This window comes from Clostridioides sp. ES-S-0048-02, from assembly GCF_020658495.1.
In the GTDB taxonomy this organism is placed as follows: domain Bacteria; phylum Bacillota; class Clostridia; order Peptostreptococcales; family Peptostreptococcaceae; genus Clostridioides.
This window is the reverse complement of record NZ_JACVWH010000038.1, coordinates 1-8,289: the sequence shown is the minus strand read 5'-3', so window position 1 is coordinate 8,289 and position 8,289 is coordinate 1. Positions and strand designations below refer to the sequence as shown.

The window sequence follows — 8,289 nt, the reverse complement described above, 5'->3', positions numbered from 1 at the left end:
CTTTAAATAGTTTTTTTACATATTCTAATTTATTTTCTAATTTTTTAAGTTCCTGAATTTGTTGTTTTTTATAATCTTCTGGTTGCATGTGCTTTGCTTCACTGTATTCACGACCTCTTTTTATATCAAATCCTTTTGATTGTAAAAATCTAGGTAATTCATCTTGTATCTTTTTTAATTCGATTCTTGTTACTATGTCTTTTGCACTTAATTTACCATCAGAAGTTATTGGAACAAAATTAAAATGCATGTGAGGTGTTGTTTCATCAAAATGGACTGTAGCAGAAATTATATTTTTTTCACCATATCTATCTTTCAAAAATTCATATGTGTATTTAAAATATTTTTCTTTTTCTTTATAATCCATACCTAAAAAAAATTCTGGGCTTGCTGAAATTACACTCTCACACATTAATATTGCGTCTTTTCTTATAACTTTTCCCTTTTTCCTATTTTCTTTTATAATTTTTTCTATTTTTTCCAAATATCTTATTCTGGTTTTATTTTCAAAATCTATATTTTTGTTACTCTTTGTTATATCAATATCTTTATTTTTATAGGATTTATTTTGTCTTTGATTATGTTTTTGAATACCAACTATATTATTTCTAGAATACTTTGCTACATGACAAACAAAAAATGCCATACTTAAACTCCTTTCTATATTAGAAAATTTTAATACTCATTTTTAAAGTTTTGTAATTTAATAGAAAAAAGACTTATACATACAAATAAGTCTAACTTACTATACTTTGCACTTCGTTGGCAAAGTGGTAAGCTCTGCGAGGCATTAAGAATCTATATACCAAAAAGTGGTCACTTTTGGCACACCCTAGTGGTCTATTTAGACCACTAATGGTTCATTGATAAAACACTACATACAAACTCAACCTCGCTCAAAAACTTATATGGAACATATTCTCTATACATATTTGGCTTATCTAAAACAATAATTTCAATTCCTTTATCAAGCATTGTCAATGATAAATATTCAATCAATGCACTTATCCTCTCTCCACTTTCTACCTCTGATGCAATGCAACCTACCTTATCAATTTTTTTTGCAACAATGTACATTAGTTCACCTCATATCATTCAGATAATTTTTTCAAAGCATCTATATTTTGGTCTATTATTTCATCCATCATTTTTTCAATATCTTCTTCATCAGTCACTACATTATTCCTTCTTTTCTCTTCCTCAAGTATCAAGATATAATCCTCTAAAGTTTCTATAGACTCATCACCATCAAGATATTTGTTCTTATAAAAACTAAGTACTATATTTTGGATTTCTTCTATCTCCAATGCTCCTTCAACATATCTATCTGACAACTCTAAAATAACTCCACTAACTTCATGAGAATCAATTGAGGCTATTCCAAGTGCAGAATTAACAATTTCTTTTCTCTGTTCTTTAGTTGTATTTTTAATTGAATAATCTTTCATAATCTTCATCCTCCTTTCAATTAAGCCTAACGGCTAAAACCACTTTAACCTTCGGCTTCAAGTGGTTACTAACGCATTCTCAATATGCCAAGCCAGAAGGGGCTTGTCCTATATCGAATTTTGTTACTCCTATTTAAATTCTATCTTGACAATTTCACTAAAATAATAAACCGGCACAAGGGAACTGAAATTGGACGTAATTATTCCCTTATAATAGTCAAGACTTTTTAATTGACTATCATAAGGAAGTAATTACAAATCTATAAACCGTATACTTCGGTCACCTTATCATCTGTACCCTTTTTATTACGTGTAAACACCTATAAACTTTCTACATTATGGTTCTATCCTAATGCAATAATTCTGTTCATAGTTCCCAAGCACTTATGCTCCTAGAACTCCCACACCCGACCTTTAGGTTGTCGTCACCACTCAATCCTGTACTAGCTATAAAAAGGGATTAGCTATATTGTACAGAGGTTCACTTTCTGCATTGGCTGAACTCACCTGACCTTTTTTTTGAGTGGTTAAGGGCTGTCCCACTATATGTCATATAGGTAACATACAACCTCATTTATTGCATTAAAAAACACCTAAAGTATAGGCATCTATACTTTAGGTGTACAACATTTCCGCTTGACTAAAATTATTTTACTTTATATACTATAATTATATTTTGTAAATAATTTCGGTTGGGTTAACTTTCCTTGATAGATTATGCCTATCTTGCGATTGGATTATTCCTTAACTTCTTGGTACTGTTATACCAGTTGTTACCTTAAATCGTCGCCAAACGATTTAAAGAACTGAAGTTACAGAAGGCACTTACTTTTTGTAAGTGCTTTTTTATTTAGTTTTTATATATTTAAGTATAAATTCTTTTTGAGGATATAACAACATATTTTTTGAAATTTTTGCTAATTATATTTTAAAACTCCAAATTTATTAAAAATAATATTGTGATATAATTTCAAATAACAGACGTTATACATCTGTCATAATTGTGGGGGTGTAATATGAATAAAGATAAATTTAATGAATTAGATATATTAGAACAAATAGAATATATAAATAATCAATTAGAAAATAATGAAACCTTGACATATATATGTAAAAATATAGGAATAGGCAGAAGTACAATAAGAGATAGATTTAAAAAGGCTAATTACAGTTATTCCAAAGACTTGAACAAGTATATACATGAATGTATAACAGATGTATTACAAGAGCCAAGCATAAAAAATAACAGATGTATTACGACTGATATACAAAAAGAAAAAAATAACATTAGTAATACAAATGTTATACAATCGGATGCAGTAAGAGAAGTAATTAATAAATCTGACAAAGAGATAAAAGATAATTTGTTAGATATAGTTTCTAATTATGATGTATTAAAAGAAATTATAGAGTTACACAAATGTAATACGTCCGTTATAAAGCAACAGATAGTAATTGATTTAGAGGATTCTGATAGTAAACTTACTACTCTAAGAGTTAATAGTAAGGAGTTAGAGTTATTTAATAAGTTTTGTGATAATAACAAACAATTCAAAAAGATAGATTTAATAAGTCAGGCACTAAAAGAATTTAGAGAAAAATATAATTAAAATTATATAAAAAACTTAATAAGTGAAAATTAAAGATTTCTAATTTTGTTACGTGAAATACTCTTTATAAATATATATTGTCTCTCTTTAATTAAGGTACATTTTTGTATACTAAACATTTAAAAGAATTTGAATTAAGACAAACCTATAATATTTTTGTATAATAGGTTTAGGAATAGAAAATAACACTAAGTATATATGGCGAAAGTTGATTTAGTAGAAATAGACGCAGCAAGAATAAATGATGTATGCGATGCATATTTCAAATGGAAAGACTTAAATAATTCATTAAAAAATTATTGTTCAAGAGGACTAAATTTTCCAGAAACAATTAGTGAGCCAATGGGATGTTATTCATTAAATTATTTATGGAATAAAGGAAGTGCAGGAGATGCACAAGATAGAAATGGAAGAAAAATAGAAATGAAAGCAACTTCTAATTTTGATTCTGATCTTACTTCATTTGGTCCAAAATGTCATTTCGATAATTTAGTGTTTTTGAGATTAAATTATCAAAATAATAAACTTTATGTATATGATACTGGAATTAATTCTGAAGAATTAAAAAATCTACCAGCAAATAAAAATGAAACTGTTGGTGAACAACAGGCACAAAAAAGAAGACCTCATATAAGTGTAATAAAAACTATAATTGAGGATAGAAATTTAGAACCAACATGTATATTCAACATTAGAAGAGCAGAACTTGACTAAAATGAGTAAAGGAGAATGTGTTATTTTCTAACTCCTTTACTCATTTTTATTGCGGCATGCTGCTAATTTTGATATACTATCAATGAAATAAAATAATGGAGAGTATGAATTATGAAAGAAAAATTAAGAATGGCATCTTTTTTTGCAGGTGTTGGTGGAATAGATTTAGGTTTTGAACAAACGGGTGTATTTAAAACAATTTATGCAAATGAAATAGATCCTTATGCAGTAAAAACATTTGAAGCAAATTTTCCTTTACAAGTAGATTGTAGAGATATAAAAGATGTAAAAACATCTGAAATTCCTAAGTTTGATATCTTATTAGCTGGATTTCCATGTCAAGCATTTTCAGTAGCTGGATACAGGCAAGGATTTAATGATGAAAAAGGACGTGGAACATTATTTTTTGAATTAATTAGAATTATAAAATCAAAAAAGCCAAAAATAGTTTTTTTAGAAAATGTTAAAAATCTTATTGGACATGATAATGGTAATACATTTAGAATTATTTTAGAACATTTAAATACTTTAGGATATCATGTTAAATATCAAGTATTAAATGCAAAAGATTATGGTAACATTCCTCATGGAAGAGAAAGAATTTATATTATTGCATTTAGAAGTAAAATTTTATATCAAAAATTTGAATTTCCTAAACCAATAGAGTTAATTACTAAATTATATGATTGTATTGATTTTGAGAGTAAACAAGATGTTAAATATTATTATAATGAGAAAAATTGTAAATTCTATGATAAGTTAGTTTGTGATGTGATTAAGAAAGAAACCATATATCAATGGCGTAGAATTTATGTAAGAGAAAATAAAAGTAATGTTTGTCCAACTTTAACTGCAAATATGGGAACTGGTGGACATAATGTACCATTGATAAAATGCTGTGATGGAATAAGAAAACTTACACCAAGGGAAACTTTTAATTTGCAGGGATTTCCTAAGAATTATAAATTACCAAGCAATTTAAGTAATACAAAGTTATATAAACAAGCTGGAAATAGTGTTGTAGTAACAGTAATAAATAGAATTGCTAAGCAAATAAAAGACATAATTTAATATATAAAAAACAAAGAAAATATGATATAAACATAATTAATATAATTAAAAATAAAGTCAATTAAAAAATCTACTTTAAAAGTTAAAAAAAAGATGCACTTTAAAAAATAAAGATTAGTTAATAATAAAAAAGATGAATGTAAAGGAATAAAGTAATTCCAATATGTTCGTTTTTTTTATTATTAACTAATCCCTAAACTTCAATTTTAAGATTAGTTAATTTAGGTTTAGGGAGTAATGCTATAATGTTTATAATGTATTATAAAATTTGGAGGAATTATATGACCAGTATCTGTTTTATTGTTTCGTTCATTGGAGCAATAATTAGCATTATATTTTTATTAAAATATCAAAATACAGAAAAAGAAGTTAAGATAAGAAAAAGAGTAAGTTTATTTTGTATAATAATGGCTCTTCTTATGATTATTTCAAGATTTATTTAGTTTCAACTACTCTCTAAAAATTTATTTCAATAACTTTAGTAAAAAAGTCCTTAAAATCCATTTATTTGGAATCTAAGGGCTTTAACTTTATTTTAAATACCTAACTAGTCTCTAAAGTGAAATTTTAAGACAAGCAGTGAAAAATCCCCTAAAATGTAGAGCATTTAAATTTATATTGTAGTATTTACGTTAAGAGTAAATAGCTTTTTTTAATAATAAGATTCCATCAATTATTAAAAATATGCTTACAATGAATGAGTACCATAAAAATTCATTTTTTACAAAATAAACATATAAGGATCCTATCAGAAAAATTATTCCAAGTAATAAAACTGAGGTATAACCTATAGTTTTCCAGGGGTTAGATGTATTAGTTTCTAACTTTTTTTTAAGCTGTTCATCTTCTTTAATAAGTTCATCTAAAGAAACATTATAAAAATCTGATAGTTTAATTAAATTGCGAATATCTGGATATGTTTTACCTGTTTCCCAATTAGAAATTGCTTGAAATGAAACAAATAATTCTTTAGATATTTGAGATTGAGAGTATCCAGATTCGGATCTTAATAATTTTAATTTTTCAGATATTTTCATGACTATCACTCCTTTGTTATTCTTAAGATAATAATATAATAACGTCTAGAGATTTACACTCAATTATTTATTTAATGGGCTCTAGAGATACTTGAATTTAGTAATATCAATACGTGTAGATTTACTATCGTAAATGATATTTTAACTATTCTCTAAAAATTTATTTCAAGAACTCTAGTAAAAAAGCCCTTATGATCCAAATAAATGGATTATAAGGGCTTTAACAATATTTTAAATACCTAACTAGTCTCTAAAGTGAAATTTAGAGCATAGTTTCTTATCAGAAAAATTTTTAAAACTAATACCTTATTTTGTTATAAAACATTGCTCAATTATCTATCATGAATAAAATCTAGAATTAATGAGGTGTATAGCAAATGAAAAAATCTGATTTAATAACTATAGTTAGCATAATAATAACAATTGTAAGCATTTTTTTAACTTTAATTGGAGGCAACAATCTTTATAAAAAAAATGTAGTTAATATAAACAATTGTGTAAACTGTAAAATAATAGATAATGATTAAACTTTATGTAAAGTTTTTTATAGTGTAAAATCAAAAAGTAAGTATAATGATTTTTAAATATGTATAAGGAGAAATTAAAATGTATATATTTTTTTCGGAAAATAGAAAAACAATTTGGATAATACTTTTAATAGTAGTTCTTATAGGAATAATAATTTTTTATAGGAAAAAAATGCATAATAACACTTTTGAGAAAAGTTTAAAGATGATAATATTTATGTTTATTGTATTTATGATTTTAACAATTATTTATATTTGCATAAATGGAGAGAATATAACTGATTCAAATATACTTTCTGCTATAGTATCAATTACTGCACCAGTAATTGCTTTTAGTGGTGCATATACATTATTTGAGTTAGGACATATTAAAAATAAACAAGAAAATAAAGAATATGCAGAAGATATGTTATTTAGTTTATTAAAACACACAATAATAGAAACTGATAGTATGACATATTTAATATATATGAAATGTTTAATAAGAGAAGTAGCAAACACATCAAAACAAATACCTGAATTAATAAGTGATACTCCAAAATTGGAACTTGAACGATTCGAAAATAAATTGAGAGACATAAAGAAAAATAATATAAAATTTATGGAAGAGCTAAATACACTTATATGTCCTTCTAAATTGAATAAATTAGTTTATGATAATGAATGGACAAAATATATGAAATATATAAAACATGAATATAGAGAAATAATTATTAGATGGATAGACATACTAAAAAGTGAAGAAATAGAAACTAATTTTTTTTTGAATTATAGAAATAGTGTTATATTAGTATTACAAATTCTTCAGGAAGAGAATAATGGGAGAATAAGAATTTTAGGACAGTTTGAAAAAATAAGGACTTTAGAAAAAATTATTGAGGATTATATGAATGACTTAAACAAAAACATCATTTGGAGTACATTCAAGAGCAGTACAAATTTAAAGCAAAATTCTAATTTTAATATGTTTAAAGGTATATAAAGATAATTAATCCTTAAATAAATCTTTAGAAACTACTTTATTATTGGATTTATTTATATTGATAATTTCACGCTTTAAGTCTATATCTCTATATTGTCCAAGAATAATATTTTTTTCCAAAAAAGAACCTTTGTCATTAGTTCCAAATGACATTTGAAACCCTAATTCTTTTGTTTCATTCCTATAAAAACAAAGTTTATTTAATTCTTTAATAAAATTATTAGCATCTTTAAATCTATATGTGTCATTTTCTTGTATCTCTTTGATACTAGACTTATTAAAAATAATATATATATCATTTTTGTTAAGTTCTTCAATCTTTTTTTCATACTCCCTAATTGAATCATTATACTTTCTTGATAAATTTTTATATTGATTTTCCAATTTATTTATTTCTATTTCCTTTTCATCAAGAATTTTTTTGTTATTTTTATCTTTATTTTCTAGTACTTTCTCAATATTTTTTTCACGTTCAGATATTAGTTGTTTTTGTTCTTCAAATTCTTCCTTTTCCAATTTTAATTTTTTTTCTTTTTCATAAATCAATCTTTCATATTCACTTACTGTATTTAACTTAACTTCTAAATTTTTTGTTTTCAACTGCTCATTATGTAATTTTTCTTTAAGTTCTAGACTTTCTTTCATTGTTCCTTTTAGTATATCTATTATCTCGTCATAATCATTTTTATATACCGTTTCTTTGCCTGTTATAAGGCTTTTTTTAACATTTACAGATTCTAACTCATTAAAACTATTTAAAGGCTTTGAGAAGCCTTTAAATAGTTTTTTTACATATTCTAATTTATTTTCTAATTTTTTAAGTTCCTGAATTTGTTGTTTTTTATAATCTTCTGGTTGCATGTGCTTTGCTTCACTGTATTCACGACCTCTTTTTATATC

The 8,289-nt window shown here is 25.0% G+C and carries 11 protein-coding genes; 6 read left to right on the top strand and 5 right to left on the bottom strand.

The genetic code is table 11. The features are described from left to right. From mobV to IC173_RS19925, 3 genes are all read right to left on the bottom strand, one after another. The coding region (mobV, locus tag IC173_RS19935) for a MobV family relaxase (RefSeq protein WP_227856185.1) at positions 1-646 on the bottom strand (646 nt) is incomplete at its 3' end. Positions 647-852: 206 nt separating this feature from the next. Then, positions 853-1,077, bottom strand: coding sequence for a DUF6718 family protein (locus tag IC173_RS19930; RefSeq protein ID WP_227856184.1), 225 nt, complete (start codon positions 1,075-1,077; stop codon positions 853-855). A 14-nt stretch (positions 1,078-1,091) separates the two neighbouring features. Next, complete coding sequence (locus IC173_RS19925; RefSeq protein WP_227856183.1) at positions 1,092-1,448, bottom strand: antitoxin VbhA family protein; 357 nt, start codon at positions 1,446-1,448, stop codon at positions 1,092-1,094. Positions 1,449-2,464: 1,016 nt separating this feature from the next. Here IC173_RS19925 and IC173_RS19920 point away from each other — a divergent pair. The 4 genes from IC173_RS19920 to IC173_RS19905 all read left to right on the top strand — a co-directional run bounded on the left by IC173_RS19920 (position 2,465) and on the right by IC173_RS19905 (position 5,286). After that, on the top strand, positions 2,465-3,058 hold the full coding sequence (locus IC173_RS19920) for a hypothetical protein (protein WP_227856182.1): 594 nt from the start codon (positions 2,465-2,467) through the stop codon (positions 3,056-3,058). A 198-nt stretch (positions 3,059-3,256) separates the two neighbouring features. Further along, a complete protein-coding gene (locus tag IC173_RS19915; protein ID WP_227856181.1) occupies positions 3,257-3,772 on the top strand; it encodes a Bsp6I family type II restriction endonuclease in 516 nt (171 codons plus the stop codon). Positions 3,773-3,883: 111 nt separating this feature from the next. Further along, positions 3,884-4,843 carry a DNA cytosine methyltransferase gene (locus IC173_RS19910; RefSeq protein ID WP_227856180.1) on the top strand — a complete coding sequence of 320 codons (960 nt, stop codon included), beginning with the start codon at positions 3,884-3,886 and terminating at the stop codon, positions 4,841-4,843. Positions 4,844-5,124: 281 nt separating this feature from the next. Continuing rightward, positions 5,125-5,286 (top strand): hypothetical protein, encoded by a 162-nt coding sequence (locus tag IC173_RS19905; RefSeq protein WP_227856179.1) that lies wholly within the window; start codon positions 5,125-5,127, stop codon positions 5,284-5,286. Positions 5,287-5,475: 189 nt separating this feature from the next. On the opposite strand, the gene IC173_RS19900 is transcribed toward IC173_RS19905, so the two are convergent. Further along, positions 5,476-5,880: a helix-turn-helix domain-containing protein gene (locus tag IC173_RS19900; protein WP_227856178.1), complete on the bottom strand. Its 405-nt coding sequence runs from the start codon at positions 5,878-5,880 to the stop codon at positions 5,476-5,478. Between the two features lie 377 nt (positions 5,881-6,257). On the opposite strand from IC173_RS19900, the gene IC173_RS19895 reads away from it, so the two are divergent. Further along, on the top strand, positions 6,258-6,407 hold the full coding sequence (locus IC173_RS19895) for a hypothetical protein (RefSeq protein ID WP_227856177.1): 150 nt from the start codon (positions 6,258-6,260) through the stop codon (positions 6,405-6,407). 79 nt (positions 6,408-6,486) lie between these two features. Next, positions 6,487-7,389, top strand: a complete 903-nt coding sequence (locus IC173_RS19890; RefSeq protein ID WP_227856176.1) for a hypothetical protein — start codon at positions 6,487-6,489, stop codon at positions 7,387-7,389. A gap of 6 nt (positions 7,390-7,395) precedes the next feature. On the opposite strand, the gene IC173_RS19885 is transcribed toward IC173_RS19890, so the two are convergent. Further along, positions 7,396-8,289, bottom strand: an 894-nt coding sequence (locus IC173_RS19885; protein ID WP_227856175.1) for a hypothetical protein, incomplete at its 5' end; no start/stop codon positions are given.